The following is a 26,253-nucleotide window of genomic DNA, read 5'->3' as shown; positions in this document are numbered from 1 at the left end:
GACGGGCTGCGCGTGGTACGCAGCACAGTTGATACATTACAGCACGCAAGACATTTCAGCGTTGCAGAACGGGGAATTTTGCGGGGCTTTCCGAAATAATGTGCTTGTCGGCTCAACTGCCATGATTACGGAATGTAAAACGGGGAAACATGGCGCCGATTTGCGCCACCGTGCGCGCCGCCGGATAGCCGTGCAGGGGGCGCCCGGACAGCGCCGCATCCGCGCAGCCTTCGGCGCGGAATTGCTGCAGCACGTAGTTATCGACGCCCTTGGCGGCCAGGGTGGCGGCCAGGGCCAGCAGCTGCTCGTCCGGCAGCAGGTCCGGATGGGTGGTGGTGCGGCATTCGTAGGCGACGCCGCTGGCGAGGATGGCGTCCAGGCAGGCGCGTGCCGGGTCGCCGCTGCCGGCCACGCGGGTCACATGTCGATAGTCGGCAAACGGCGCCTTGATGTCGAAACCCACCCAGTCGACCAGGGGCAGCACTTCCTGCAGGCGCTGCGGATAGATGCAGGCCGTGTGCAGGCCGATGCCGAAACCCAGTTCCCGGACGTCTTGCATGGCCCGCGCCAGGCCAGGATCCATGCACGCTTCGCCGCCGCTGAAGACGACGGCGTCGACCAGGCCCGTTCTGCGGCGCAGCCAGGTCAGGACGTCTTGCCACGGCATGGCGCCTTCCGGCGCGCGCGCCTGCAGGTGCGGATTGTGGCAATAGCCGCAACGCCAGGGACAGCCCTGCACGAACACCACCGCCGCCAGCTTGCCGGGATAGTCGGTAGCGGAAAAGGGCGTCAGGCCGCCCACTTTCAGTTCAGCCGCCATGGCAGGCGGGCTGGCCAACCCGGGCGCTCGCTTCCGTAAAGTACTGGCGTTCGTGGAATTCGCCCTGCTTGCCGATGTTGAACGAGGCGACGGGGCGGTGGTAGCCCATCACGCGGGTCCAGATTTCGCAGCGCTGGCGTTCCGTATCGAGCAGGGTGATGGCGGGAGTGAAGTCGGGACGTGCATTCATGGCGTTTCCTTGAGTGGGTGAGCAAGATCGGATTGTTTGCGGGCGATCAGTTCCGCATCGCAGGTGGGGCAGAATTCATGCTTGCCGGCCAGGTAGCCGTGGCGCGGGCAGATGGAAAACGTGGGCGTGACGGTGATGTAGGGCAGCGAAAAGCGGCTCAGCGCGCGTTTCACCAGTTCGCGGCAGGCGTTCGCGTCGGACAGTGCTTCCGTCATGTACAGGTGCAGCACCGTGCCGCCCGTGTATTTGCGCTGCAGCACATCCTGTAATTCCAGCGCCTCGAACGGGTCGTCCGTGTGGCCCACGGGCAGCTGCGACGAGTTCGTGTAGTACGGGTTGTCGGCGGTGCCCGCCTGCAGGATGGCGGGAAAGCGCTTGCGGTCTTCGCGGGCGAAACGGTACGTCGTGCCTTCGGCCGGCGTCGCTTCCAGGTTGTACATATGGCCCGTCTCTTCCTGGAAGGCCACCATGCGGGCGCGCACGTGGTCGAGCAGGCGTACGGCCAGCGCGTGGCCTTCTGGCGTCGTGATGTCCCAGGCGTCGCCGCTGAAATTGCGGATCATCTCGTTGATGCCGTTCACGCCCAGGGTGGAAAAGTGGTTGCGCAGGGTGCCCAGATAGCGTTTCGTGTAGGGGAACAGGCCTTGCTGCATCAATTCCTCGATGGTGCGGCGCTTGATTTCCAGGCTGGTCTTGCCCAGCTCCAGCAGGCGGTCCAGGTCGGCCATCAGGGCTGGCTCGTCGCCGCGCCACAGGTGGCCCAGGCGCGCGCAATTGATCGTCACCACGCCCAGGGAACCCGTCTGCTCGGCGGAACCGAACAGGCCATTGCCCCGTTTCAGCAGTTCGCGCAAGTCCAGTTGCAATCGGCAGCACATGGAGCGGATCATGTTCGGCTTGAGTTCCGAATTGATGAAATTCTGGAAGTAGGGCAGGCCGTAGCGGGCCGTCATTTCGAACAGACGTTCGGCATTCTCGCTATGCCAGTCGAAATCCTCGGTGATGTTATAGGTGGGAATGGGGAAGGTGAAGACCCGGCCCTTGGCGTCGCCCGCCATCATGATCTCGATGTAGGCGCGGTTGATCATGTCCATTTCCTCCTGCAGTTCGCCATAGCTGAAGTCCATTTCCTGGCCGGCGATGACGGGAATCTGCTCGCGCAAGTCGTCCGGGCAAACCCAGTCGAAGGTGAGGTTGGTGAACGGCGTCTGTGTGCCCCAGCGCGAGGGAACGTTGAGGTTGAAGATCAGTTCCTGCATGTACTGGCGCACGTCTTCGTAGCGCAGGCTGTCCTTGCGGATGTAGGGCGCCATATAGGTGTCGAAGGAGCTGAACGCCTGCGCGCCGGCCCACTCGTTTTGCAGCGTGCCGAGAAAATTGACGATCTGGCCGATGGCGCTCGACATGTGTTTCGGCGGACCGGACTCGATCTTGCCCGGCACGCCATTCAAGCCTTCGTGCAGCAGGGTGCGCAGCGACCAGCCGGCGCAATAGCCGGCCAGCATGTCGAGGTCGTGGATGTGCAGCGCCGCTTCGCGGTGCGCCGCGCCCACTTCCGGCGGATAGACCTGGTCCAGCCAGTAGTTGGCGATGACCTTGCCCGACACATTGAGTATCAGGCCGCCCAGCGAGTAACCCTGGTTGGCGTTGGCGTTGACACGCCAGTCGCGCCGGTCCAGGTATTCATTGATGGACGCGGCGACATCGACCTGGCCGCGTGTGGGGGAAACTGCATTCGTCGTCATGAAACCTCCAATAAACACAACATGCGGTGTTTTTATGAAGATTAATCACTAAATATAGTGGCGTCAAAGGGCGCGTGCAGTGGCATGACGAATCCTTGATGCAGGTGAAAAAAGCGCCCCCGTTTACTTTTTCAGGCGGCCCTGGCGCAGGATGAAGGCGCTCGCGGCGAAGTAGGCGGCGCCGCAGACGGCGATGCTGAGGATGGAGGCGGGCAGCACGTGCGCCCAGATTTCCCGCGCCGAGAAGGTGCTCCAGCTGGCCACGCGCGCGTCGAACGTGACGTAGTTCGCCAGCAGCCAGTAGACGGCCAGCAGTCCCGTGCAGATGGCGGCCTGGCGCGTCACGGGCATGGCGCGGCGCGCGAAGACGGCTTGCAGGAACAGCAGCAGCACGCCCGGATACGCGCCCAGTACTTCGGGCGACAGCACGGAGAGCGCCTCGGCGTCGTAGCCTTCCGTGGGCGCGGCCCACTGCACCTGCAGCACGGTGAGGAACAGGGTGAGCAGAAAGATCAGCAGCGGTTTGCGGGGCATGGCGGGCAATCGAAGAGGGAGAAAAGGGGGCATTTTACAGCCAGGTCAAGCAAGTTGAACGCGCACCAGCCATGCATGCATTCCTTCACCTGCGTCAAGGACTGGGCAGCCTGGGCGGGGCTATAGTCTGCACCCTGAGCCGATACAGGACTGTGAACACCATGATGCTTGAATCAACCACCGCCACCCGCGTGGCCGGACCGCTGGAACTGGTCTGCCCCGCCGGCAGCCTGCCAGCCTTGAAAGCGGCCATCGACAATGGCGCCGACACCGTTTATCTGGGTTTTCGCGATGCCACCAATGCGCGCAATTTCGCCGGCCTCAATTTCGACGAGAAGGCCATCGCCGAGGGCGTGCGCTACGCCCACCAATATGGACGCAAGGTGCTGCTGGCGCTGAACACCTATCCGCAGCCGCACAACTGGGCCGTGTGGCGCAGCGCCATCGACCGCGCCGCCGATGCCGGCATCGACGCCATGATCGTGGCCGATCCGGGCCTGATGGCGTATGCGGCCCAGCACCAGCCGCAGCTGCGCCTGCACCTGTCCGTGCAAGGTTCGGCCACCAACTACGAAGCCATCAATTTTTACCATGAACACTTTGGCATCGCCCGCGCCGTGCTGCCGCGCGTGCTGTCGATGGCGCAGGTGGAGCAACTGATCGCCAAGACGGAAGTCGAGATCGAAGTGTTCGGCTTCGGCAGCCTGTGCGTGATGGTCGAGGGACGCTGTGCGCTGTCGTCGTATGCGACGGGCGAGGCGCCGAACACCCACGGCGTGTGCTCGCCGGCGAAATCCGTGCGCTGGCTGGAAACACCGAACGGCCTCGAGTCGCGCCTGAACGGCGTGCTGATCGACCGCTATGCGCCCGGCGAGAACGCCAGCTATCCCACCCTGTGCAAGGGGCGTTTCGAAGTCAATGACGAAGAGTATTACGCCATCGAGGAGCCGGCCAGCCTGAATACCCTGGCGCTGCTGCCGCAACTGATCGCCATGGGCGTGCGCGCCGTGAAGATCGAAGGGCGCCAGCGCAGCCCCGCCTACGTGGCGCAGGTCACGCGCGTGTGGCGCGAAGCGATCGACGCCTGCCGCGAAGGCAATGCGCGCTACGCCGTCAAGCCGGGCTGGATGGCGGCCATGGACAAGCTGGCCGAAGGCCAGCAGCACACATTAGGTGCTTACCACAGATCTTGGAAATAGAGGATGAACATGCTGAAGCTTTCACTGGGTCCCTTGCTGTACTACTGGCCGCGCGCCACCGTCTTCGAGTTTTACCAGCAGATCGCCGGCACCGCCGTCGATATCGTGTATCTGGGCGAAACCGTGTGCTCGCGCCGGCATGAGGTGCGCCTGGCCGACTGGCTCGATATCGCGGACATGCTGGCCGCCGCCGGCAAGGAAGTGGTGCTGTCGACGCAGGCGCTGATCGAGGCGGGCGCGGAACTGGCGACCCTGCGCCGCATCACGGGCAATGGCCGCTACGGCGTCGAGGCCAACGACATGGGCGCCGTGCACTGCATGGAAAAGGGCACGTCCTTCGTCGCCGGTCCCCATCTGAACCTGTTCAACGGCCCCAGCCTGCAATTGCTGGCGCGCCTGGGCGCGCGGCGCTGGGTGATGCCGCTGGAAATGGGGCAGACGGCGCTGGCCGAGATGCAGCGCCAGAAGCCGGAAGGGCTGGAGACGGAAGTCTTTGCCTACGGGCGCATGCCGCTGGCGTTTTCCGCGCGCTGCTTCACGGCGCGCAACCGCAACCTGCCGAAGGACGATTGCGGCTACAGCTGCCTGGAAGAGCCGGACGGCCTGTTGCTGCGCACGCGCGACGAAGTACCCTTCCTCGTACTGAATGGCACGCAGACGCAGTCGGCGCTCGTCTACAACCTGGTGCGCGAACTCGACGCCATGCGCGACATGGGCGTGGCGGTGGCGCGCATCAGCCCCCAGGCCATGCATACGGAACAAGTCATCGCCATCTTCGACCGCGCCCGCCGCGGCCAGGTCAGCGGCATCGGCGCCCAGGCCCAGCTGGCGGCCTGCCAGCCGGCCGGCGCTTGTGACGGCTACTGGCACGGCCAGCCCGGCATGGAACAGCACGCCGCCCATTGAACGCCTCGAAAGGAAGTATCATGCAAGATCAACTGGAAAGATTGCCCGTCCCGGCGCCGGTCCCCGCCCGTCCCGGCATGAGCAAGCCCGCAGTGTCGTACCGGCTGCCGGAACCGCTGGCCGAATTGCTGTCCAAGCTGCCTCCGTATCCCGCTTCGTGGCTGTTCGTGCAGGGCTTGAACCGCCTGCTGGCGCCGCAATTGCCCGACGACGTGCGACGCAGCCTGGAAGGGCGCAGTTTGCGCTTGCGGCTGCTGGACGCGGGCATCGCCTTCGATTTCGAGTGGCAGGGCACGGTGTTCGTGGCGGAGCGCTATGCGGACGTGCCGGACCTGTGCATCGCCGCCAGCGTGCACGATTTGATGCTGCTGGCGCGGCGCCAGGAAGATCCGGACACGCTGTTCTTCAGCCGCCGTTTGAGCCTGGAAGGCGACACGGAACTGGGCTTGCTGTTCAAGAATACGCTCGATGCCATCGAATTGCCGCCATTCGACCTGCAGGCGCTGGGACCGCGCCGCGTGCTGGCGCATCTGCGCGACCGGGGCGCGCGCGAAGGCTGAGCGAAAAAAGGGAGGGCGGGCGCTCAGTGGCGCTCAGTGGCGGCAGTGGCCGCAGGCGCCGCTGCACGAGGCCAGCTGTTCTTCATCCGTCGCCTCGCCCATGAAGCCGGCGTCATTGACGGCGGCCAGCAGGCGTTCCTGCGTGGCCAGCCGCTCGTCGAACTGCACCGTGGCGCCGTGGCGCGCCAGCGAGACGCACACGGTGGCCACGCCCGTGACGGCTTCGAGCGCGCCCGTCAGCCTGTCGGCGCAGCCTTCATGATCCATTCCGATAATATTCAAGCGTGCTGTCTGCATGGGTTCCTCTTGTTTTTCAGATAAAAAAACAGCGTAGGCGAGCCATGCGCATGCCGTCCAGAGCAGCACGCAAGATTTATTTTGTATTTGCGGTTTTATTGATCTGGATTAATCCCCAGCCCTGCGGGTCACCTTGAAAGTGCTGTTGTTTTGTACACAGTTGCCGTATTCCAGTCGACAAGCGTGCCCTGCTGCGCGATACTGTCATTCTGATAAGAACGCTATGACAGCGCTGGAAAGGAGGGGCCATGCAGCGCCGCCCCCTGCTCAAGCTTGCCGCCCTGTGGCCATTGGGCGCGGCCGCCGGCGCGGTGCCGCCGCCGCTGCCGCTCGTATATCCGCGCCACCAGGCGCTCTATGATCCGCAGCAAGGCTATGTGACGGCCTTGCTGCAACAGGCGCTGGCCAGGTCGGGCCAGGCGTATGCCTTGCGCCGCTCCGAACTGCGCATGGTGCAGACGCGCGCGATGCAGGAAATCGCCACGGCGTCGGGCGGTGTCGACGTCGTCTGGGCCATGACGAGCCGCGCGCGCGAAACGCAATTGTTGCCGGTGCGCATCCCCATCGACCGCGGCCTGATCGGCTGGCGCGCGGCCCTGATCCAGGCCCGCCAGCCGCAACTGCTGCGCGGCGTGCGCAGCATCGCCGCCCTGGCCCGGCTGTCGGCCGGCCAGATGCGCGACTGGCCCGACTCCGCCATCCTGCAGGCGAATGGCTTGCGCCTCGATACCTCGAGTACCTACGAAGGCCTGTTCCAGCAACTGGCGGCAGGGCGCATCGATTACTTTCCCCGTTCCGTGATCGAGGCGCAAAGCGAACTGGCCAGCCATGCGCACCTGCCGCTGGCGCTCGACGCCTACCTGGTCATCCGCTACCCGGCCGCGCTGTACTTCTTTGTCGGCCGGCACAGGCCGGAATTGGCCCGCCACATTGCAAGGGGATTGGAAAGCATGCTCGCCGATGGCAGTTTCGCGCAGCTGTTCCAGCGCCATTTCGGCCGCCTCGCGGACGGCCTGCAGCTGTCCCGGCGCCACGTGCTGGAGCTGGCCAATCCCGACTTGCCGGAGGAGACGCCGCTGGCGCGCAAGGCACTTTGGTATCGTCCCAAACATTACTAATAATCTTATTGATTAATGTCAAACAGCGGCTTCAATCGTGCGCCCGATGTTTGATGAAGCGCAAAGCGAGTTCAACAGAACACCTGTTGACACTTATTAAATTTTCGCCGAACATAATTCCACGTTGCAACTTTTTCCCAGCACAAGCGCTTGCCGCAGGTGTCGTGCGGGAGCCGTGCGCCCGTTCCGCAGCCAGCTGCCGCCAGCCGCCGAACGCGCTGTCCCCTTGTCACCATCCGTTATCTTTTCGAAGGTTCGTCCATGCTCGATTCGATCACGTCCGTATTGCACCAGGTGCCGGAACTGGCCCTGTTCCTGGCGCTGGCGTTCGGTTACGCGGCAGGGCAGATACGCTTCGGCCCCATCCAGCTGGGCGGCGTGTGCGGCACCCTGGTCGCCGCGCTGCTGATCGGCCAGCTGGGCATCACCCTGGACGCCAGCGTCAAGAATGTTTTCTTCATGCTGTTCATCTTTGCCCTCGGCTATGCGGGCGGTCCCCAGTTCTTTGCCAACCTGAATGCCAAGGGCTTGCGCCTGGGCCTGCTGTGCCTGATCGAAGTGGTGGTGGTGCTGGCGCTCGTGCTGCTGGCCACGCGCTTCCTTGGCCTGGACCAGGGCACGGCGGCCGGCATGATGGCGGGCGCGGCGACGGAGTCGGCCGTCGTCGGCACGGCCACGGACGCCATCTCGAAGCTGGCGCTGCCGGCCGCCCGCATCGCCGAGCTGCAGGCCAACGTCGTCACCGCGTATTCCATCACGTACATTTTCGGCTTGATCGCCATCGTCATCGTCACCAGCCAGATTTTTCCGCTGTTGCTGCGTGTCAACCTGCGCGAAGAAGCCGATAAGTTGTGGGAAAAGATGGGCGGCGCGCAGACCGACGGCGACGGCGTGCAGGCCACGCCGGAGATGGTGGGGCGCGCCTACCGCATCAGCCGCGGCGCGGGACGCCGCCTCGACGCCTTGCAGCATATCTTTGCGGGCCGCGCCAGCATCACGCGCGTGCGCCGGCATGGCAAGGTCTTGCCCTTGGAACCGGCATTGCGCCTGCGCAATAACGACGAAGTGCTGGTGATCGGCCACCGTCCCGCGCTGGTGGCGGCCGAAGCCATCCTGGGCGAGGAATTTGCCGATACGACGGGCTTGAACATGGCGGTCTCCGCCGTCGAAGTGGTGCTGCAGCAAGCCGCGCTGGTGGGCCAGCCCTTGCGCCAGCTGGCCTTGCCCTCCGGCGTGCACGTGGCGGCCGTCGTGCGTGGCGAGCACAGCATGCCGCCCTTGCCGGACCTGGCCCTGCAGCGCGACGACGTGCTGCGCCTGTATGGCACGACAGAGGGGCGCGAGCTGAACACGGCGCTGGCCGCCATCGGCAAGCGCGTGCCCACGGGCGACCGCAGCAATATCGTCTACGCCAGCATCGGCATCGTGCTGGGTGTGTATATCGGCGGTTTTTCCGCCAAGCTGGGCGGCATCCCGTTTTCGCTGGGCACGGGCGGCGGCGCCTTGCTGACGGGCCTCGTGTTCGGCTGGTACCAGGCGCGCAAGCCGGGCATGCAGGGCATCCCCTCCAGCGCGCTCGACATGATGAAGGATATCGGTCTGGCCACCTTCATCGCCTGCGTGGGCCTGGCGTCGGGGCCGCAGGCGATCGATCTGATCCGCCAGTACGGCCTGTCCTTGCCGCTGATGGGGGTATTGATCGCCGTCATCCCCGCTTCGCTGTCGCTGCTGGTAGGCCACTTTTTCCTCAAGCTGGAAGCGCCCGTGCTGCTGGGCGCCATCGCCGGCCAGCAGTGCAGCACGCCAGCCCTGTCGGCCGTGCAGAATGCGGCCGGCAATTCCACGCCCTTGCTGGGCTACACGATTACGTATGCCATCTCGAACGTGGTGCTGCCCCTGCTGGGGCCGCTGATCGTGGCCCTGGCCGGGTCGGTGCATGCATGAGCAGCCAGCAAGGGCAAACGCAGTAAAGAATTCCTTCAACACGAAAGGCGGTCCGCATGGAATGGTTGCATGAGTTATTCAAGAAGTCGCCTGAAATTGCCTTGTTTCTCTCCCTGGCAGTGGGTTACTACATCGGCAAGATCAAGTTCGGCTCGTTTCAGCTGGGCGGGGTCGCCGGTTCACTCCTGGTGGCGGTGCTCGTCAGCCAGGTGGGCGTCGCCATCGATCCCGGCGTGAAATCGGTGCTGTTCGCGCTGTTCATTTACGCCGTTGGCTATGAAAGCGGGCCGCAATTCTTCAATTCCCTGGGCCGCCAGTCGGTGCGCGAAATCATCCTGGCCGTCGTGCTGGCCGTGACGGCGCTGCTGACGGTGGTCATCCTGGCCAGGGTCTTTGGCTTGGACAAGGGCTTGGCGGCCGGCGTGGCGGCGGGCGGCTTGACGCAGTCGGCCATCATCGGCACGGCCGGCGACGCGATCACCAAGCTGGGCCTGGCGGCCGACGAAGTGGCGCGCCTGCAGGGCAACGTGGCCGTCGGCTATGCCGTGACGTATGTGTTCGGCTCGTTTGGCGCCATCATCGTCTGCGTCAATATCTTGCCGAAACTCATGGGGCGCACCATCCGCGAAGATGCGATCAAGGCGGAAACGGCGCTGCAGGCGGGCGTGCAAGTGCTGGGGCCGGGCCAGACGCCGGCCGCGCCCGACCTCATCGGCCGCATCTACGACGTGGGTCCGGGCGCCGGGCGCTCCGTGGCGGACATCGAAAGCGCCCATCCGAGCACGGCCATCACCATCGAACGCGTGAAACGCAATGGCCAGATCATCGACGTCAGCCCGGACCTGGTGCTGGCGGCCGACGATATCGTGCTGCTGGTGGGCCGGCGCGAAGCCATGCTCAGCGTGTCTTCCCAGCTGGGCAAGGAATTGCTGGCCGTCGAAGGCATGGAACTGGTGATGCAGCGCCGCGACATGGTGCTGACCAACAAGGCTTACCACAACAAGACGGTGGGCGAAATCCGCAGCGCGACGGCGCCGGGCGTGCGCCACGGCATCTTTGTCGTGCAGCTGAGCCGCATGGGCAAGATCTTGCCCATGCAAGCGGAAACCGTCGTGCAGACGGGCGACGTGGTGACCATCTACGGCGCCGAGCAGGACGTCAAGCGCGTGGCGGCTGAAGTGGGCTACATGATCGTGCCGAGCGCCAAGACGGACTTCGTCTACATGGGCGCCGGCCTCGTCGTCGGTTTGCTCGTGGGCTTGCTGGTGGCGCGCATCGGCTCGATTCCGCTGACCCTGGGCAGCGGCGGCGGCGTGCTGCTGTCGGGCCTGGTATTCGGCTGGTTCCGCGCCAAGCGCCAGACGTTTGGCTACATGCCCAGCGGCGCCGTGCAAATCCTGAAAGACCTGGGCCTGGCCGGCTTCGTTGCCGTCGTCGGCCTCACGTCCGGCCTGCAAGCCGTGCAAACCGTGCGCGAACACGGTCTGACCCTGTTTGGCGTGGGCGTGGTGGTGACCATCCTGCCGATGATCTTGACCATGCTGATCGGCCGCTACATCTTGCGTTATGACAACGTCGCCATCTTCGCGGGCGCCTTGTCCGGCTCGCGCAGCGCCAATCCCGCGTTCGGCGAAGTGCTGAACGCGGCGCAAAACTCGATTCCCACCGTACCGTTTGCCATTACGTATGCCCTGGCCAACGTTTTCCTGACCTTGCTGGGGCCGCTGATTGTGGCCTTCGTCTGAGTCGGGCGTATTTGCAGGACCTAAGCCGCCTGTGCGGGGCTTTTCCCATATTGTCAGTTGATAAGGAGTCGTTGAAATGGATTTCAGTAACCCAAGCAAACTCGCGCTGTTGAGCCCCTTCGAATTGAAGGATGCGCTGATCCAGACGGCCAAGCAAAGCAACCGTCTGATGCTCAATGCGGGCCGCGGCAACCCGAATTTCCTGGCCACCACACCGCGCCATGGCTTCTTCCAGTTCGGCCAGTTCGCCATGACGGAAGCGGAACGTTCCTATGTGTACATGGATGACGTGGGCGGCTTCCCCACGCGCGACGGCATCGAGGCGCGCTTCGAAATCTTCGTGCGCAAGCATGAAGGCAACCCCGGCGCGCATTTCATCGAGGCAGCCATGTCGTATGTGCGCGACCAGCTGGGCCTGGACGCGGGCGACTTCATTTACGAGATGTGCGAAGCCATTCTCGGCTGCAACTATCCCGTGCCGGACCGCATGCTGCGCCTGTCCGAGAAAATCGTCGGCCAGTATATTCACCGCGAAATGATCGGCGACCATCCGTTCGTCGGCAACTTCGACATGTACGCCGTCGAAGGCGGCACGGCGGCCATGACGTATCTGTTCGCCAGCCTGAAATCGAACCACATCATCCAGGAAGGCGACACGATTGCCTTGGGCATGCCGATCTTCACGCCGTATATCGAGATCCCCCAGCTCAATGATTACAAGCTGAACACCGTGCATATTGATGCGCCGCAATCGAACAATTGGCAATTCACAAAGAAAGAGCTGGACAAGCTGCTGGACCCGAAAGTCAAGGCCTTCTTCCTCGTCAACCCCAGCAATCCGCCATCCGTCAAGATCGACGATGACACCCTGGAATACATTGCCAAGATCATCAAGAAGCGCCCGGACCTGATCATCCTGACCGATGACGTGTACGGCACCTTTGCCGACAACTTCGTCTCGCTGTTCGCCATGTGCCCGTACAACACCATTCTCGTGTATTCATTCTCGAAATACTTCGGCGCGACGGGCTGGCGCATGGGCGTGGTGGCCACGCATGAAAAAAATGTACTGGACGACAAGATTGCCAAGTTGCCGGAAACCATCAAGAAGCAGCTCGATGCGCGCTATCACTCCATCACGACGGAGCCGCGCGAGCTGAAATTCATCGACCGCCTGGTGGCCGACAGCCGCACGGTGGCGCTGAACCACACGGCCGGCCTGTCCACGCCCGTGCAGGCGCAGATGACCTTGTTTTCCCTGTTCTCGCTGATGGATGAAGAGCAAAAGTACAAGCAGTCGATGAAACGTATCGTGCTGCGCCGCAAGGAAGCGCTGTACCGCGAACTGGGCTTGCCGATGGTGCACGACGCCAATTCCGTGCGCTATTACCACCTGCTGGACATGGAATCGCTGGCCGCGCAGATGCATGGCGTGGAGTTTTCGCAGTGGCTGCTGAAAAAGCTCAAACCGAACGAAGCGTTGTTCCGCCTGGCCGAGGAAACGGGCGTCATCCTGTTGCCGGGCCGCGGCTTCGGCACCACGCACCCGTCGGGCCGCGTGTCGCTGGCCAACCTGAACGAATACGACTACGCCAACATCGGCCGCGCCATCCGCAACATGGCGTCCGAGTTCTTTGCCGTATTTGAAAAGGAAAAGGAGAAGGGCGGCAAGAAGGCGAAGAAGTAATTCGCCGGGTAGCTGTTTGAGCTCAACGGGCGTCCCGCAAGAGGCGCCCGTTTTTGCGTATCCGCCGCAGTAAGCAATAGTGCAGGCTGGAATAGACATCCGTAGATATAATTGCTATTGTGAAAGTATAAACATGGCAACCCCGTGCTTTCCCCTCATTCATTGACTGGACGCTACATGGGCAGATTGCAAGGACACTTATCATTATTGCTGGCGGGCGCGCTGGGCGCGGCCATGCCCGCCCTGGCGCAGTTGCCGGCCGGCGCGCCGCTGACATTCAACGAAGCGCTGCAGCAGGCGGCCCAGGCTTCGGGCGCCGTGCAGGGCGCCGCGCTCGACGTGCGCGCCAAAACCCTCAAGGCGGAGGCGCTGTCGAATATCGATGGTCCTTCCGTGGACTTGACGGCGTTTCGCGGCCGTTTGTCGACGGATTTGAGTATCGACACGAGCGGCTTGTCCGGGGTGGTGGGCGGCATCGAATCCGTGCTGCCGCCGATTCCCGGCTTGCCCACGCCGCACATTCCCAACTCCCTGAACCGCGAAGTGGTGACGGACCTGACCTCGTTCGGCTTGCTGGGCATGTGGCCCATCTACACGGGCGGGCGCCTGGACGCCGTCAAGGGGCTCGCATCGAGCCTGACCCTGGCCGCGCAGGCGGAGCGCACGGAAGCGGAAGAGCAACTGGCCACCCTGGTGGCGCAGCGCTATTTCCAGTTGCTGCTGGCCAAAAGAGTGGTGGCCGTGCGGGCCGAAGTGACGGCCGGCGTGACGCAGCACCAGCGCGACGCTGCCAAGCTGGAAAAGGGCGGCCTGATTTCTCGCGCAGAACGCTTGCGCGCCGACGTGGCCCTGGACAGTGCCCGCAGCGACGAAGCGCAGGCGCGCAGCGACGAGGAAATCGCGCAAGTGGCGCTGGACCGTTTGCTCGCCGTCAATACGCAAGTGCGCCCCAGCACGCCGCTGTTCGTCAACAGCTTGCCGGTCGGCACCTTGCAATCGTTCATCAGCACGGGCATGCGCGAAAATGCGAACTGGAAAAAGATCGACAGCAAGCGCGTGCAGGCCGAGCAAGCCTTGAAGCTGCATGGCAAGGAATACGCACCTACCGTGTTTGCCATCGGTAACTACAATTTGAACCGTGGCAACGAAAAACTCGTGCGCTCGAACTGGGCCGTCGGCCTGGTCGTGTCCGTACCCCTCGTGCACCGCATCAATACGGGCAAGATGATCGCCGCCGCCAAGCTGGACCAGGAGCGGGTGGAAGTGGTGGCGCGCCAGGCCGAGCGCGACATTCCCACCCTGATCGAAAAGAATTGGCGCGCGCTGGAAAACGCCCGTATCCAGTACCTGTCCACGGCCTCGTCGGTGGAGCTGGCGCGCGAAAATATCCGCCTGCAAACCGTGGCTTTCCAGCAAGGGCAAGTGACGTCGCTGGAAGTGGTCGACGCGCGCCTGAACCTGGCGAAGGTGGAAACCCAGCGCGCGCAGACGGCCTATAACTATGTGATGGGGCTGGCGCAATTGCTGGAAGCGACGGGCGAGACGCAGCGCCTGGGCAGCCTGGCGGCCGCGGCCGATATCCAATTACCTGTGGACAAATAATAATGAGCACCTCCAAAAAACCCTTGGCCATAGTCGCCGCCGTCATTGTCCTGGCCTTCGTGGGCTGGGGCTTGTACCAGGCCTTCCAGCCGCAGCGCTTGCCCTTGCAGGGGCAGATGGATGCGCAGGAAGTCAATGTGTCGTCGAAAGTGCCGGGCCGGGTGGGCGAGCTTTACGTCAAGCTGGGCCAGACGGTGCCGAAAGGTGAGCTGCTGTTCCAGCTGACGAGCCCGGAAGTGGATGCGAAGATCGCGCAAGCGACGGCCGCCACGCAAGCGGCCGAGGCCGTGGCGCACAAGGCGCAGGCGGGAGCGCGTCCGGAAGAAATTGCGGCCGCGAAAGCGAACTGGGAGCGGGCGCAAACGGGGGCCGCCATCGCCAAGACCACGTATACCCGCGTCAACAATATGTTCGAACAAGGCGTGATTGCCCAGCAGAAACGTGATGAGGCGCAAGCGCAATGGCGCGCCGCCGACCAGCTGGCGCAGGCGGCCCGCGCCCAGTTTGATATGGCGCAAAAGGGCGCCCGTCCCGAAGACAAGACGGCCGCCGCCGCCCAGGCGCGCCAGGTGGGCGCCGTACTGACGGAGGCGCAGATCGCGCTGGCTGAAACGAAGATCGCCGCGCCGGTGGCGGGCCAGGTCAGCAAGATCCAGATCCAGCCGGGCGAACTGGCGCCACAAGGTTTCCCCGTGATTACGCTGGTGAACCTCGATGACGCCTGGGCCGTGCTGCAAGTGCGCGAAGATGAGATGGCGGCGTTTTCCATGGGCAGCACGCACACGGCGAACGTGCCGGCCTTGAAACAGCAACTGAGCTTCAAGGTCAGCTCGGTTGCCGTGCTGCCGGACTTCGCCACGTGGCGCGCGGCCCGTCCGGGCGGCACGGATTTGCGCACGTTTGAAATCCGTTTGCGTCCCGCCATCAAGGTCGAGGGCTTGCGTCCGGGCATGTCGGTCGTGTTCCCGCCGCTCTGATAGCCGATGAGCGAGATTGACAAAGAGCAGCCGGCGGCGCTGGCACGCGAGTGGCGGCGCTTGCGCGGCGACTTCTGGGACTTCGGCATGCTCAGCTGGATTCCTGTCGTGCTGTGCGGCATGCTGTGGCTGGTGTTTTCGGCCGGCATCGCGCGCGACTTGCCCATCGTCGTCATCGATAACGACAATTCCACCCTGTCGCGCCAGCTCACGCGCTGGCTCGACGCTTCGCCCGGCATCCAGGTGGCGGCGAAAGTGGCGTCCAGCGACGAAGCCCTGCATCGCTTGCGCGAGCGCACGGCGTTCGGCTATCTGCTGATCCCGAACGATTTCGAGCAGAAACTGCTGGGCGGCCGGCAAGCCACCGTGCAATGGCTGTACAACGCGCAGTTTTCCTCGCACGCGGGCGCCTTGCTGCGCGACGTGCGCACGGTCAGCACGACCTTGTCGGCCGGCATCGAGATGACGGCGCGGGTCAAGAAAGGCATGTCGGGCGTGCAGGCGGCGGCCCAGTTCGAGCCGATACGCACGACCTTGAACAGTTTGTATAACGAAAACATCAGCTATGAAGCATTTTTAACGTTGGCGCTGATGCCGGCCATGCTGCAGATTTTCATCGTCGTCGCCGTCGTCACGAGTATCGGACGCGAGTTGCGCGACGGCACGGTGCCACAATGGCTGGCCTCGGCCCACGGCAGCTGGCTGCGCGCCGTGCTTGCCAAGCTGCTGTTTCCCCTCGTCGCCTATTGCGCGCTGGCGCTGCTGTACTTGCTGTTCTTCAGCCTGGCGCGGGATTGGGCCGTGGCGGGCAGCTTGCCGGCGCTGCTGCTGAGCATGCTGCTGCTGGTGCTCGCGTATTGCGGCCTGGCCACCTTGCTGATCGCCGCCACCCTGTCCCTGCGCCTGGCGCTGTCCGGCGCGGCCTTCATCACGGCGCCCGCGTTCGCGTTTGCGGGCCAGGCCTTTCCCTTGATGGCCATGCCGGCGCCAGCCCGCGCCTGGGCGGAAGCCTTGCCGCTCACGCACTATCTGCAGCTGCAAACGAAATACTGGCTGGCCGGCGCACCGTGGCGCTATGGCGTGCAGGAAATGCTGATACTGGCCGGTATCGCCATCGGCTGCGGCGCCGTGGGCGTGTTCCTGCTGGCGCGCCGCGCGAATGCGCCTGCGGCCTGGGGACGCACATGATGTGGCCGGCCTTTGTCGCCACCTGGCGCGCCATGCTGACGGACAAGGGAGCGCTGACCTTGCTGTTTATCGGCGGCATCATCTATTCCTTCTTCTATCCGTTGCCGTATTCGACGGAAATCGTCCAGCGCGTGCCCGTGGCGGTCGTCGACCAGGACCGCAGCGCCATGTCGCGCCAGCTGACGCGCTTTGCCATGGCCCACCCGTCGCTGCACGTGGTCGCCGTCACGCCGGACCTGCCCGTCGCACAGGATTTATTATGGCGCGACCAGGTCATGGGCGTATTGATCATTCCCGATGGTTTGCAGACGGACGTGCTGGCCGGCCGCGCCGCCCACGCGCAAGTGGCGGGCAATGGCTTGTATTTGATGCTGAACAAGGTGGCCCTGAACGGGCTGGCCGAAGTGGTGGGCACGGTGTCGGCCGGTATTGAGCTCAAGCGTTTGGGCGCGGGCACGCCGTCCACCATCCAGGCCAGCCAGCAGCGCTCGCCCATCGCCTTCGACGCCGTGCCCCTGTTTAACGTCAAGGAAGGCTATGGCGCCTACGTCGTGCCGGGAGTGGCTACTCTCATTGTGCAGCAGACTTTGCTGATCGGCATGACCATGCTGTTCGGCACCTGGTACCAGCGCAAGGCCTTCCCCGTGGCGGGCAGGCGCACGGCGGGCGGCTACGCGGGCATGCTGCTGGCGTTTGCCTGCGTGGCGTTTTTGAACTGCTGCTATTTCTTCGGCTTTGTCTTCTGGTTCCAGGATTACCCCCGTGGCGGCAACTTTGGCGGCATGCTCTTGCTGCTGGTGCTGTTCTCGCTGTGTGAGGCGGCCTTCGGCATGTTGCTGGGCATGCTGTTCCGCACGCGCGAGCGGGGCACGCAGCTGATGATCGCCACCTCGATGCCCGTGCTGTTCCTCGCGGGCCTGACCTGGCCCGTGTCGTCCATGCCCGTCGTGCTGCAATGGCTGCGCTGGCTGCTGCCATCCACGGCCGGTATCCAGGGCTTTGTTGCGCTTAATCAAATGGGCGCCTCGCTGTATGAAATCCGCCATGAAGTGGCGGGCCTGCTGGCCTTGCTGGTCGCTTGCGTGGCGCTGGGCTGGTGGCGCTGGCGCGGGATGGAGGAGACTGTTGTCGATTTGAACAAGGCGTAACTGGGCCGATATGCAATAATTTCGTTTCCACATTAAATAACAACGCCTGACAAAAACCGTAGCGAGCGGAAGGGAGTTGCGGCCGAGAAGCGCAACTGTGCGAATGTACAGTGAGCATCGCAGGCCGTAAATACCGACGCGCAGTAGGTTTTGACAGGCGTTAGCCAATCATGTCAGCTTTTAATCTGTTCCAGCGCCTGTCCCAGGCCCCCACCAAACCCAAGGCGGCGCCCGCCGCGCGGCAGTTCGACGTGGCGGACCTGTACCAGGGGCCCATCGCGCTGGGAGCGGAAGGCGAGGCGCAAGCGCGGCCTTTCGATGAAAAGCTGCGCCAGGCGTATTTCTGGATCGTCAACCATGCCATCATCAGCCCCCATTACGATATCGAATACAACGATGGCCCGTCGCAGACGTATGCTGTGGGCGACAGCCGCCGCACCCTGAATTTGCCGTCGGCGCAAAGCTATTCCAGCTTCATTTTGCTGCCCCTGCTGACGTTCGCCACGCGCCGCAAATGTCTGTTCGTTGGCGGGCCGGGGCGTGGCAAGACGGCCAGCGCCCTGTTGATGGGCGTGCTGGCCGGTTCCACCGTCAAGGAAGTCAAACGGGCCATGCAGCATGGCCACCCGCAGATGACGGTGGCCGACTTGCTGGGCAATCCGCTGCCGGCGGACCTGGTGAACGCGCAAAGCATGGACGACATTCGCATCGCCTGGCGCGCCTGGCTGGGCATGCGCGTGAAGATCGTCGATGAGTACAACCGCATCCCCACGCGCACGCAAAGCGCGCTGCTCACCGTCATGGGCGACAATTACGCGGAAGTGCTGAACCATATTTACGAATGTCCGGAAGCGGCCTGGTATCTGACGGCCAACGATGACCAGGGCGGCGGCACCTACCAGGTGATCGAAGCGCTGCGCGACCGGGTCGACGTGACGGTGCAGGCACTGGCCTTCAACCCCCGCTTCCTGAATGAGTTGCTGCTGCGCGTGGAAGAAAACGTGCGGCCAGAAGAACTGGTGCCGCCCGATATCATCTTTACGGAAGCGGAGGTAGATCAAATTGGCGAATCCATCCGCCAGGTGGGCGTGCCCGAAGCCGTGCGCCGCCGCCTGGAATTTTTCGCCAGCCAGTTCGAGCTGTTCGAGACGGCCGGCGGCCAGTTCGAATACATGACCAAGGATACGGCCCGCCTGGCCGGTGCCGACCGGGGCGCCGCGCAGGCGGCGGACAATGGGCGCGATCGCCTGAAGGACCTAGGCTGCCAGACCTTGAATGGCATTTCCGTGCGCACCCTGATGGCGCTCTTGATCTATGCCAAGGCCATGGCTTATTTCCGCGGCAATGGCGAGGTGGAGCTGGAAGACTTGCGCCAGGTGCTGCCGTTCGTCCTGCATAACAAACTGCAGCCGGACCCGGATGCGCCATTTTTCGCGCTGCCGGAAAACGCCGCCTATCGCAGCGACAGGCTGGGCTGGCTGCGCCGCCTGTTCGATTTGTCGAACGATGAATTCAACCGCCTGGACCTGGACCGCGACGACCCTGTGGGCGTGCTGTCGGCCGAATTCGACCTGGGCCTCGATGGCGTGAGCGAGCGCGAGACCCTGGCGCGCCTGAACCGCATCGAAAAGCTGATCGGCGAACGTACCAAAGGAAGAAAACTGTACGGCCCCCTGTATGACGATTTGTTGAAGCTCAAATACCTGCACCAGCGCTATACGAATTACCGCAGCTGGCTGCGTTCGCAATGAATGACGCACTGAATATCGACCATTGCCGCGGGTTTCTCGACGCCCTGGCCATGTTGAACAGCGAGGCCAGCGACCTGTGCGCAAGCTATGAGCTGCAACGGCTGCCCGACGCGCCGGACCTGCTCACGGCGCTGGGCTTGCGGGTGGAAGATTACGCCCTGAATGTAAGCATCCCGGCGCGCGCGCTGCCGGCGCCCTTGTGGCAGATCACGGTGGCGCCGTGCGGGCGCGCGCACCTGGAGCAGGTGTGCCAGCGCTGGTTCTTCTCGTCGGACCACATGCGGACGGCGCCGCCGGACCGTTTCCGCGCCTGCCTCGTCAACGCCTTCCTCGACGCGCTGGACATGTCGCTGGCCGCATTCACTATGCATATCGTGAAGATGACGCCGCCGCCTGGTGTCTGGTATGCGATCCACTGGGACGAGATCGCGTTTGAATCAGGGGATGAGCGCTATCTGCTGCATTTTTCGCACAGCGATTGAGGAGGAACAATGATTTCTCCTGCCTTCGCAACTATCCTTGCCAGCGGCCGCGCCCAGTTCAACGGCCGCGCAGCGGAAGCGCGCCGGCGCTTTCCCGCGCTCGACATGGCCGCCTTCGGCGCCTTCTTGCACGATGGCGTCGATCCGCTGGTGGTGGCCGTGGCCGCCGCCGCGCCCGAGCGCGTGGGCGGCGTCACTTTGGCCGCCTACGACATGGCCCTGGAGCTGGTGGGCCATGGCCTGGCCGGTCCGGCCGCGAAAAATCCCTTCCTCAATACCGTCTGGCGCGAGCTGGCGCCATCGTTTGCGCCGCTGCTGGCGACGGCCCCCGTCGACGTGCTGGGCATGCTGAGCAACGCCGCCATCCACATTTCCTCCGTGGCGGGCGCGCGGCCCGCGCAATGGCAGGCCGGGATGGCTGCCGTGGCGCCGCAAGTCGGCAGCGTCGCACAACTGCGCGCCGTGGGCCAGGTGCTGGCCTGGCGCGCCGGCGTTGCGCATTTCCGCCAGGGCGCGCTGGCCGCCGCCGACACCTTGCCGCATGCGCTGGCACTGGCCGCCTTTGGCGAGCCGGGCGCGCAATGGCCGCAGGTGCATGCGCAGCTCATGGCGAATCCGTGGCGCGGCAATGCCGAGGGCAGGGAGTTCGGCAGCTTCAGTGGCCTGGGTGGCGATTTCGGCACGCCGCCGCAAGTGCGCGCCACGCTTGACGGTTTTGTCGTGCGCAGCGCCGAGCGCCATTATTTGCTGGTGGCCGATGCCTATGGCGCCGTGCTGCACAGCGCCACGGCGCAGGAGTTTGAGTTGGCGCAAACCGGCGTGCCGGCGTCCGTGCGCCTCGATGGGGCCACCGTTCACGTCGGCGCACGCAGCATCGCGCTCGACCTGCCGGCCGGTGACATCGCGCTGGCCGCGAATGCGCATACGCTGGCCATCACGTCACCGTGGACGCACGCCATCCGCCTGCTGCCGCTCGCATGAAGAACGATGCCGACACCGTCCTGATCGACCGCTGGCGCGCCGCCTGGCCCGAGGCCCTGGCCGTGTGGAGCAAGTTTACGCGCCTGCGCGACCCCAGCCTGTGCGCCAGCCGCGTCGAAGCCGGCAAGCAGGGCTTGTCCGGCAGCTTCGCCATGATCCGCTTGCTGGACCAGAGCGTGGTGGTGGACTTGCCGCTGGTGACGGAACTGGGACTGGACGACTATGCGCTGGAAATCCTCGCCCATGAAATCGGCCACCACATCCTCGCACCGGGCAGCGCCAGCGACCAGTTCCGCCTGCTGGCGCGCATGCGCCGCGCCTTGCCGACCTTGGAGCAGCACGCGCCCATGGTGGCCAACCTGTACACGGACCTGTTCATCAACGATCGCCTGCAGCGCCAGGCGAACTTGCGCATGGCCGACATCTACCGCAAGCTGCAGCAGGGGAAAGCGCCAGCACCGGACGGCAAGGGCAGCGGCGGCGTATGGACCCTGTACATGCGCATCTATGAAAACCTGTGGCAGCTGGAAAAGGGCGAGCTGGGCGGCGGCCACGCTGACGAGCGCCTGGACACGGATGCCTGGCTGGGTGCGCGCCTCATTCGCGTGTATGCGAACGACTGGATGCTGGCGGCGGGCCGCTTCGCCACCTTGCTGCTGCCTTACCTGGTGGAAGATACGGATGCCCTGGGTGACATTGACCCCAGCCGCTACCTGCAGGACACGCGCGACGCGGCCCGTGGCTGCCAGACATATGGCGCGCAGCAGATCGAGGATGACGAAGAGGACGGCGCCATCCACCCCGTGCACGACAAGCGCATCTCGGGCCTCGATGGCGAGGAACCGCAAGCCGAGGCGCGGCCTAGGGCTGGTGGCGGCCAGCTGCGCGAACCGTTCGAGTTGGGCGACATTCTGAAGGCCTCGGGCGTGGACTTGAGCGGCCATGAAATCGCCATCCGCTATTACCGCGAGCGGGCCTTGCCGCACCTGGTGGCATTTCCCAGCCTCCCCGCACCCGAGTCGCAGGAGCCGCAGATGGAAGGGCTGGAAGCGTGGGAAATCGGCGATCCCCTGGAAGACATCGACTGGCTGCAGTCCGTGATGCAGTCGCCGCGCCCCGTGCCGGGCGTGACCACCGTGCGCCGCGTGTATGGCCGCGAACCGGCGCGCGCCACCGACGCCGTGCCCGTCGACCTGGACATGTACGTGGACAGTTCCGGCTCCATGCCGAACCCGCAGGCGCATACTTCGTTCCTGACCCTGGCCGGCGCCGTCATCGCCTTGTCCGCCCTGCGCGCCGGCGCGAAAGTGCAGGTCACCCTGTGGAGCGGCAAGAACGAAGTGATGCTAACGCCAGGTTTCGTGCGCGATGAAGACATGATCCTCGGCGTGCTGACGGAATTTTTTGGCGGCGGCACCTGTTTCCCCATTCACCGCCTGCGCCAGACCTATGCGGCCAAACGCGAACGGCCCGCGCATATCCTGATGATTTCCGACGATGGCATCACCACCATGTTCGACCAGGATGAACTGGGCAACAGCGGCTGGGATATCTCGGCGAAAGCGCTGGCCCAGGGCGGTGCGGGCGGTACCATGGCCCTGAACCTGGCGCGCGACTGGGATGGCGCGGCCAGCCACCAGTGGCTGCAGCAGACCTATGACGATTTGAAACGCGCGCGCCGCGAACAGGGCTGGGATATCCACGCCGTCGAACGCTACGAGGACTTGCTGGACTTTGCGCGGGCGTTCAGCCGGCGCCACTACATACAACAATGACATGCATACTCCCGGTCCCCACCTCGAAAGATTAACCCACCGCCTGGCCGACACGCCCGTCGAATTCCTCGCCGAGCCCCGTATCGCCGGCGTCGCCAATGCGCAGGCAGTGGCGGTGGCGGCGCTGGTCAACGACGTTTTGCTGCTGCATGGCGCGCGCGCGCCGGCCGCGTCCCTGCAGGGGTTCATCGGCGCGCAAGTGAAGGCGGACCGCAACCGGCTGGCGCTGGCCATGATCCTGTGCTGGCTGCTGGCCGACGAGTGGTTCACCGCGCAGCAACTGCCGCAGCCAGCCTTGCTGCAGGTACTGGGCGAGGCGGCGCGTGAACTGGCCGCCGCCACGCCGGCCCACCAGTTTACGCAAGACCCCGAGCGGCGCGAGGAACTGGCGCGCATCGTGCTGGCGCGCCTGGGTTTTCGGCCTCGCGATGAAAGCGTGGCGCAAGCCACGGACAGATTGTCCGCCATCAGCGGCACGGAGCGGCGCCGCCTGCTTGAAGCGAGCCGCCTGGCCGAACAGCGCGCGCGGGAGATCCGCGAGGCGCTGGCGAAGAAGGCGGCCGAGGAATCGGCCGACAAGTGGTCGCGCGAATGACGCTCGCTGGCAAAGCCGATGTCAATCTGCCGGGCGGCGCCTGGGAATCGGACCGCGACTACTGTCCCACCCTGACGCAGGAGGGCGCGCGCATGCTGGAAAAACTGCGCAGCCACCCGGCGGCGCCCCGCTACCGCAACCGCAGCGGCAACAAGCTGCAGGCCGGGGAAGTGGCGGCCTTGCGCGCCTATGAGCAGGAAGTCATGCAGGCGGATATCGGCTGGAGCGCCGATGCGCCGCCGCCCTGGCTGGCGGATTTTCTCAGGACGGCCTACGCCACCGTGCCGCATTACCGCGCCTGCGGTTCGCCGCCCGCACGTCTGGCGGACGTGGCGCCCATCAGCCGCGCCGAACTGGCGCACGACATTGCCGCCTTCGTGCCCGACGATGCGGACCTGGCGCGCATGATCAACTTCCAGACGACGGGCACCACGGGCCACCCGCTGCTGATCGCCTCGCACCCGCTGGTGGCGGGGCGCTACCTGGCCTTCCACAAGCGCGCGCTGCGCCGCTTCGGCGTGACCTTGCGCCATGGCGCGGGGCAGGTGGGCGTGATGCTGCTGGGGCACCAGCGCCGCTGCTTCACCTATGTCTCCGTCACGCCCTCGATGAACGAATCCGGCCTGGCGAAGATCAACCTGCACCCGGACGATTGGCACCACCCGGACGACCGCGCGCGCTACCTGGACGCCATGGCGCCCGAGCTGATCGCGGGCGACCCCATCTCGTTTGCCGAGCTCCTGACCTTGCCCATGGCGCACAAGCCGGCCGCGCTGATGTCTGTCTCGATGATGCTGTTGCCCGGCATGCGCGCGCGCCTGGAAGCGCGTTTCGCTTGTCCCGTGCTCGACATCTATTCGCTCAATGAAGTGGGCCCCGTGGCCGTCTACGACGAGCAGGCGGGCGGCCACGTGCTGCTGCAGCACCGGCTGTACGTGGAAATCCTCGATAGTGCGGGCCAGCCAGTGCCGGATGGCGCGCGCGGCGAAATCACGGTGACCGGCGGCTTCAATTTCTGCCTGCCTCTCGTGCGCTACCGCACGGGCGATTACGCCTCGCTGGCGCATGGCCCGCATGGCCCCGTTCTGGTGGGGCTGGCCGGCCGCAGCCCCCTGCGCTACAGGACGGTCAACGGCGAGTGGATCAATAATATCGATATCACGCATGCCTTGAAACCGCTGGCCATCGCCCTTTTCGGCGTGCACCAGCATGGCGACGGCGCCATTGCGCTGCGCCTGGCGCCGAACGCCATGCCACAGGCTGACCGGGCGCGTGCCTTGCTTGCGCCTTTTTTCGGCGCCATCACGGTCGAGACCCTGCTGGCGGAAGACAAGATCATTCAATACACCTCGGATTTGCAGGAAGCAGTGGCATGAACCTTTATAAGCGCGGCCTCGTGGTCGGCAAATTTTGCCCGCTGCACCAGGGCCACGAACTGTTGATCAAGCGCGCGCAAGACGCTTGCGAAGAACTGCTGGTGGTCAGCTACACCAGGCCCGAATTTCCCGGCTATGAGCCGGCGCGCCGGGAACGGTGGCTGCGCGCGCAATTCCCGCAAGCGCACATCGTGGTGCTGGACGATGCGCGCCTGGCAGCCCTGTGCGCCGCGCGCGGCGTGCCTGCCCGTCATCTGCCGCACAACGACGACGATGGCGAGCTGCATCGCCACTTCATGGGCTGGTTGTGCTGGACGGTGCTGGCGCTGCCCGTCGATGCCGTGTTCACCAGCGAAGACTATGGCCCCGGCTTTGCCCAGGTGCTGGAACGGCATTATGCCGGCGGGCCGGTGGCGCACGTGAGCGTGGACCAGGCGAGAGCGCAGGTGCCCGTTTCCGGAACCTTGGTGCGGCAAGACCCGCATGCGCACAGCGCCTTCCTGTCGCCGATTGTGTGCGCCGATTTTGTCACGCGCGTGTGCGTGCTCGGCGGCGAATCGAGCGGCAAGACTACCTTGGCGCAGGCGCTGGCGGCGCATTTCGAGACGGCCTGGGTGGCCGAATATGGCCGCGAATTGTGGGAAAGCCAGGATGGCATATTGAACTATGATGATTTGCTGAAAATCGGCCGGGAACAGCTGCGTCGCGAAGCGCAGGCGCTATTGGCTGCGCGGCGCTGGCTGTTTTGCGATACCTCGCCCATGACGACGTATTTCTACTGCGTCGAGATGTTCGGCAAGGCGGAGCAGGAGCTGGCGCGGCTGGCCGAGCACCGCTACGATCTGGTGCTGCTGTGCGCGCCCGATTTTCCCTTCATCCAGGATGGCACGCGCCGCGACGAGGATTTCCGCGCGCGCCAGCATGCGTGGTACCAGGCCGAGCTGGCGCGGCGGGGGATCGCCTTTGTCAATGTGTCAGGTTCGGTGGACGAGAGGGTCAGGCAGGTGGCGCAAGTGCTGGCGGCGCGAATGCCGTGCTGACCGCCGCCAGTATCTCGTCCGAAAACGCGGCATCGTCGACGGCGCGCGCCAGCGCCACGGCGCCCACCATGGCCGACAGCATGACGATGGCTTCCTGCCGGGGGGGGCGTTTTTTCTGCCACGGAAAATGCGTGGTCAGCTTGCCGATGATGGATTTCAGGTGGAAGGTGAAGGCGGGCAGCACTGCCGGCTGCTTGCGCGCGTCGCCGGCCAGCGCCGCCAGCAAGCAGCCGTTTCCCGGCGCATCGCGGTGGGCCGCGCTCACATAGTCGCGCACATACTGGCGCATGGCTTCCGGGCTGATGGTTGCCGCATCGAGCGCCGCGCGCGAGTGCTCCGAGCCGTGCAGCGTGCTTTCCGCCATCAGCGCTTCCTTCGAGGCAAAGTGGTTGTAGAAGGGGCCATGCGTGAGTCCTGTCGCCTTCATGATCTGTCCCACGCTGACGCCGTCAAAGCCCTGTTCACGGAACAGCCGCGCCGCTTCCTGCAGGATGCGCTGGTGTTTTTCTGCCGTTTCGGCCGCTGGGTATCGCATGGTGTTCTCCCGATTATTAAATAATTTCTGTTGACATCATACATTACGTGCGTCATGC

24 protein-coding genes are annotated in these 26,253 nt (G+C 64.5%); 18 read left to right on the top strand and 6 right to left on the bottom strand.

Annotation, left to right across the window (positions count from 1 at the left end):
- Positions 1-112: 112 nt before the first annotated feature.
- The 4 genes from O3298_RS17370 to O3298_RS17355 form a co-directional block, all read right to left on the bottom strand.
- Positions 113-820 (bottom strand): anaerobic ribonucleoside-triphosphate reductase activating protein, encoded by a 708-nt coding sequence (locus tag O3298_RS17370; protein ID WP_305060093.1) that lies wholly within the window; start codon positions 818-820, stop codon positions 113-115.
- The gene (nrdD, locus tag O3298_RS17365; protein ID WP_092712624.1) at positions 810-1,010 is read right to left on the bottom strand and encodes an anaerobic ribonucleoside-triphosphate reductase; all 201 of its coding nucleotides are present in this window, start codon (positions 1,008-1,010) and stop codon (positions 810-812) included. Before nrdD ends, O3298_RS17370 begins: the two co-directional genes overlap by 11 nt.
- Positions 1,007-2,755, bottom strand: coding sequence for a ribonucleoside triphosphate reductase (locus O3298_RS17360; protein ID WP_305060092.1), 1,749 nt, complete (start codon positions 2,753-2,755; stop codon positions 1,007-1,009). The genes nrdD and O3298_RS17360 overlap by 4 nt, the downstream gene beginning before the upstream one ends.
- Positions 2,756-2,878: 123 nt before the next feature.
- Positions 2,879-3,289 carry a hypothetical protein gene (locus O3298_RS17355; RefSeq protein ID WP_289906700.1) on the bottom strand — a complete coding sequence of 137 codons (411 nt, stop codon included), beginning with the start codon at positions 3,287-3,289 and terminating at the stop codon, positions 2,879-2,881.
- Between the two features lie 164 nt (positions 3,290-3,453).
- Here O3298_RS17355 and O3298_RS17350 point away from each other — a divergent pair, with 164 nt between their 5' ends.
- Genes O3298_RS17350 through O3298_RS17340 form a run of 3 tightly spaced genes read left to right on the top strand, consistent with a single transcriptional unit; the run spans position 3,454 to position 5,954 of the window.
- Positions 3,454-4,488, top strand: coding sequence for a peptidase U32 family protein (locus O3298_RS17350; protein ID WP_289916171.1), 1,035 nt, complete (start codon positions 3,454-3,456; stop codon positions 4,486-4,488).
- Between the two features lie 9 nt (positions 4,489-4,497).
- Positions 4,498-5,394: a U32 family peptidase gene (locus O3298_RS17345; RefSeq protein WP_034783050.1), complete on the top strand. Its 897-nt coding sequence runs from the start codon at positions 4,498-4,500 to the stop codon at positions 5,392-5,394.
- Between the two features lie 20 nt (positions 5,395-5,414).
- Positions 5,415-5,954, top strand: coding sequence for an SCP2 domain-containing protein (locus O3298_RS17340; RefSeq protein WP_289899053.1), 540 nt, complete (start codon positions 5,415-5,417; stop codon positions 5,952-5,954).
- 33 nt (positions 5,955-5,987) lie between these two features.
- Here O3298_RS17340 and O3298_RS17335 read toward each other — a convergent pair whose 3' ends face one another.
- Entirely contained in the window at positions 5,988-6,251 is a 264-nt protein-coding gene (locus tag O3298_RS17335) for a heavy-metal-associated domain-containing protein (RefSeq protein WP_077402408.1), read from the bottom strand.
- Positions 6,252-6,499: 248 nt separating this feature from the next.
- On the opposite strand from O3298_RS17335, the gene O3298_RS17330 reads away from it, so the two are divergent.
- The 15 genes from O3298_RS17330 (at position 6,500) to O3298_RS17260 (ending at position 25,660) form a co-directional block, all read left to right on the top strand.
- The gene (locus O3298_RS17330) at positions 6,500-7,369 is read left to right on the top strand and encodes an ABC transporter substrate-binding protein (RefSeq protein ID WP_305060091.1); all 870 of its coding nucleotides are present in this window, start codon (positions 6,500-6,502) and stop codon (positions 7,367-7,369) included.
- A gap of 261 nt (positions 7,370-7,630) precedes the next feature.
- Positions 7,631-9,313: an aspartate-alanine antiporter gene (aspT, locus tag O3298_RS17325; RefSeq protein WP_305060090.1), complete on the top strand. Its 1,683-nt coding sequence runs from the start codon at positions 7,631-7,633 to the stop codon at positions 9,311-9,313.
- A 56-nt stretch (positions 9,314-9,369) separates the two neighbouring features.
- Positions 9,370-11,058, top strand: a complete 1,689-nt coding sequence (gene aspT / locus O3298_RS17320) for an aspartate-alanine antiporter (RefSeq protein ID WP_305060089.1) — start codon at positions 9,370-9,372, stop codon at positions 11,056-11,058.
- A 76-nt stretch (positions 11,059-11,134) separates the two neighbouring features.
- Entirely contained in the window at positions 11,135-12,745 is a 1,611-nt protein-coding gene (locus O3298_RS17315) for a bifunctional aspartate transaminase/aspartate 4-decarboxylase (RefSeq protein ID WP_305060088.1), read from the top strand.
- A gap of 177 nt (positions 12,746-12,922) precedes the next feature.
- A complete protein-coding gene (locus O3298_RS17310) occupies positions 12,923-14,347 on the top strand; it encodes a TolC family protein (RefSeq protein ID WP_289899050.1) in 1,425 nt (474 codons plus the stop codon).
- Positions 14,348-14,349: 2 nt separating this feature from the next.
- Positions 14,350-15,324 carry an HlyD family secretion protein gene (locus O3298_RS17305; RefSeq protein ID WP_305060087.1) on the top strand — a complete coding sequence of 325 codons (975 nt, stop codon included), beginning with the start codon at positions 14,350-14,352 and terminating at the stop codon, positions 15,322-15,324.
- A gap of 6 nt (positions 15,325-15,330) precedes the next feature.
- Positions 15,331-16,512 (top strand): ABC transporter permease, encoded by a 1,182-nt coding sequence (locus tag O3298_RS17300; protein ID WP_305060086.1) that lies wholly within the window; start codon positions 15,331-15,333, stop codon positions 16,510-16,512.
- Positions 16,509-17,660 carry an ABC transporter permease gene (locus O3298_RS17295; RefSeq protein ID WP_289911691.1) on the top strand — a complete coding sequence of 384 codons (1,152 nt, stop codon included), beginning with the start codon at positions 16,509-16,511 and terminating at the stop codon, positions 17,658-17,660. The genes O3298_RS17300 and O3298_RS17295 overlap by 4 nt, the downstream gene beginning before the upstream one ends.
- A gap of 170 nt (positions 17,661-17,830) precedes the next feature.
- On the top strand, positions 17,831-19,411 hold the full coding sequence (locus O3298_RS17290) for an AAA family ATPase (protein ID WP_289906706.1): 1,581 nt from the start codon (positions 17,831-17,833) through the stop codon (positions 19,409-19,411).
- On the top strand, positions 19,408-19,893 hold the full coding sequence (locus O3298_RS17285) for a hypothetical protein (RefSeq protein WP_289911688.1): 486 nt from the start codon (positions 19,408-19,410) through the stop codon (positions 19,891-19,893). The genes O3298_RS17290 and O3298_RS17285 overlap by 4 nt, the downstream gene beginning before the upstream one ends.
- A gap of 9 nt (positions 19,894-19,902) precedes the next feature.
- Entirely contained in the window at positions 19,903-20,874 is a 972-nt protein-coding gene (locus O3298_RS17280) for a hypothetical protein (protein WP_289911685.1), read from the top strand.
- On the top strand, positions 20,871-22,649 hold the full coding sequence (locus tag O3298_RS17275; RefSeq protein WP_289911683.1) for a VWA domain-containing protein: 1,779 nt from the start codon (positions 20,871-20,873) through the stop codon (positions 22,647-22,649). The genes O3298_RS17280 and O3298_RS17275 overlap by 4 nt, the downstream gene beginning before the upstream one ends.
- A gap of 1 nt (position 22,650) precedes the next feature.
- Positions 22,651-23,244, top strand: coding sequence for a hypothetical protein (locus O3298_RS17270; RefSeq protein ID WP_289911682.1), 594 nt, complete (start codon positions 22,651-22,653; stop codon positions 23,242-23,244).
- On the top strand, positions 23,241-24,620 hold the full coding sequence (locus tag O3298_RS17265) for a capsule biosynthesis protein CapK (RefSeq protein ID WP_289911679.1): 1,380 nt from the start codon (positions 23,241-23,243) through the stop codon (positions 24,618-24,620). The genes O3298_RS17270 and O3298_RS17265 overlap by 4 nt, the downstream gene beginning before the upstream one ends.
- On the top strand, positions 24,617-25,660 hold the full coding sequence (locus O3298_RS17260; protein ID WP_305060085.1) for an AAA family ATPase: 1,044 nt from the start codon (positions 24,617-24,619) through the stop codon (positions 25,658-25,660). Before O3298_RS17265 ends, O3298_RS17260 begins: the two co-directional genes overlap by 4 nt.
- Here O3298_RS17260 and O3298_RS17255 read toward each other — a convergent pair.
- Entirely contained in the window at positions 25,617-26,195 is a 579-nt protein-coding gene (locus O3298_RS17255; RefSeq protein WP_289911676.1) for a TetR/AcrR family transcriptional regulator, read from the bottom strand. The genes O3298_RS17260 and O3298_RS17255 overlap by 44 nt on opposite strands.
- Positions 26,196-26,253 lie beyond the last annotated feature (58 nt).

The organism is Janthinobacterium sp. SUN137 (genome assembly GCF_030587265.1).
In the GTDB taxonomy this organism is placed as follows: Bacteria; Pseudomonadota; Gammaproteobacteria; order Burkholderiales; family Burkholderiaceae_D; genus Janthinobacterium; species Janthinobacterium kumbetense.
Note: the sequence above shows the minus strand (reverse complement) of the source record. Positions and strands in the feature narration are given on the sequence as shown.

What these genes read in the sequence shown, in the direction of transcription:
- O3298_RS17370 (WP_305060093.1), bottom strand. Translation starts at nt 820, where the DNA reads ATGGCGGCTGAACTGAAAGTGGGCGGCCTGACGCCCTTTTCCGCTACC.
- nrdD (WP_092712624.1), bottom strand. Translation starts at nt 1,010, where the DNA reads ATGAATGCACGTCCCGACTTCACTCCCGCCATCACCCTGCTCGATACG.
- O3298_RS17360 (WP_305060092.1), bottom strand. Translation starts at nt 2,755, where the DNA reads ATGACGACGAATGCAGTTTCCCCCACACGCGGCCAGGTCGATGTCGCC.
- O3298_RS17355 (WP_289906700.1), bottom strand. Translation starts at nt 3,289, where the DNA reads ATGCCCCGCAAACCGCTGCTGATCTTTCTGCTCACCCTGTTCCTCACC.
- O3298_RS17350 (WP_289916171.1), top strand. Translation starts at nt 3,454, where the DNA reads ATGCTTGAATCAACCACCGCCACCCGCGTGGCCGGACCGCTGGAACTG.
- O3298_RS17345 (WP_034783050.1), top strand. Translation starts at nt 4,498, where the DNA reads ATGCTGAAGCTTTCACTGGGTCCCTTGCTGTACTACTGGCCGCGCGCC.
- O3298_RS17340 (WP_289899053.1), top strand. Translation starts at nt 5,415, where the DNA reads ATGCAAGATCAACTGGAAAGATTGCCCGTCCCGGCGCCGGTCCCCGCC.
- O3298_RS17335 (WP_077402408.1), bottom strand. Translation starts at nt 6,251, where the DNA reads ATGCAGACAGCACGCTTGAATATTATCGGAATGGATCATGAAGGCTGC.
- O3298_RS17330 (WP_305060091.1), top strand. Translation starts at nt 6,500, where the DNA reads ATGCAGCGCCGCCCCCTGCTCAAGCTTGCCGCCCTGTGGCCATTGGGC.
- aspT (WP_305060090.1), top strand. Translation starts at nt 7,631, where the DNA reads ATGCTCGATTCGATCACGTCCGTATTGCACCAGGTGCCGGAACTGGCC.
- aspT (WP_305060089.1), top strand. Translation starts at nt 9,370, where the DNA reads ATGGAATGGTTGCATGAGTTATTCAAGAAGTCGCCTGAAATTGCCTTG.
- O3298_RS17315 (WP_305060088.1), top strand. Translation starts at nt 11,135, where the DNA reads ATGGATTTCAGTAACCCAAGCAAACTCGCGCTGTTGAGCCCCTTCGAA.
- O3298_RS17310 (WP_289899050.1), top strand. Translation starts at nt 12,923, where the DNA reads ATGGGCAGATTGCAAGGACACTTATCATTATTGCTGGCGGGCGCGCTG.
- O3298_RS17305 (WP_305060087.1), top strand. Translation starts at nt 14,350, where the DNA reads ATGAGCACCTCCAAAAAACCCTTGGCCATAGTCGCCGCCGTCATTGTC.
- O3298_RS17300 (WP_305060086.1), top strand. Translation starts at nt 15,331, where the DNA reads ATGAGCGAGATTGACAAAGAGCAGCCGGCGGCGCTGGCACGCGAGTGG.
- O3298_RS17295 (WP_289911691.1), top strand. Translation starts at nt 16,509, where the DNA reads ATGATGTGGCCGGCCTTTGTCGCCACCTGGCGCGCCATGCTGACGGAC.
- O3298_RS17290 (WP_289906706.1), top strand. Translation starts at nt 17,831, where the DNA reads ATGTCAGCTTTTAATCTGTTCCAGCGCCTGTCCCAGGCCCCCACCAAA.
- O3298_RS17285 (WP_289911688.1), top strand. Translation starts at nt 19,408, where the DNA reads ATGAATGACGCACTGAATATCGACCATTGCCGCGGGTTTCTCGACGCC.
- O3298_RS17280 (WP_289911685.1), top strand. Translation starts at nt 19,903, where the DNA reads ATGATTTCTCCTGCCTTCGCAACTATCCTTGCCAGCGGCCGCGCCCAG.
- O3298_RS17275 (WP_289911683.1), top strand. Translation starts at nt 20,871, where the DNA reads ATGAAGAACGATGCCGACACCGTCCTGATCGACCGCTGGCGCGCCGCC.
- O3298_RS17270 (WP_289911682.1), top strand. Translation starts at nt 22,651, where the DNA reads ATGCATACTCCCGGTCCCCACCTCGAAAGATTAACCCACCGCCTGGCC.
- O3298_RS17265 (WP_289911679.1), top strand. Translation starts at nt 23,241, where the DNA reads ATGACGCTCGCTGGCAAAGCCGATGTCAATCTGCCGGGCGGCGCCTGG.
- O3298_RS17260 (WP_305060085.1), top strand. Translation starts at nt 24,617, where the DNA reads ATGAACCTTTATAAGCGCGGCCTCGTGGTCGGCAAATTTTGCCCGCTG.
- O3298_RS17255 (WP_289911676.1), bottom strand. Translation starts at nt 26,195, where the DNA reads ATGCGATACCCAGCGGCCGAAACGGCAGAAAAACACCAGCGCATCCTG.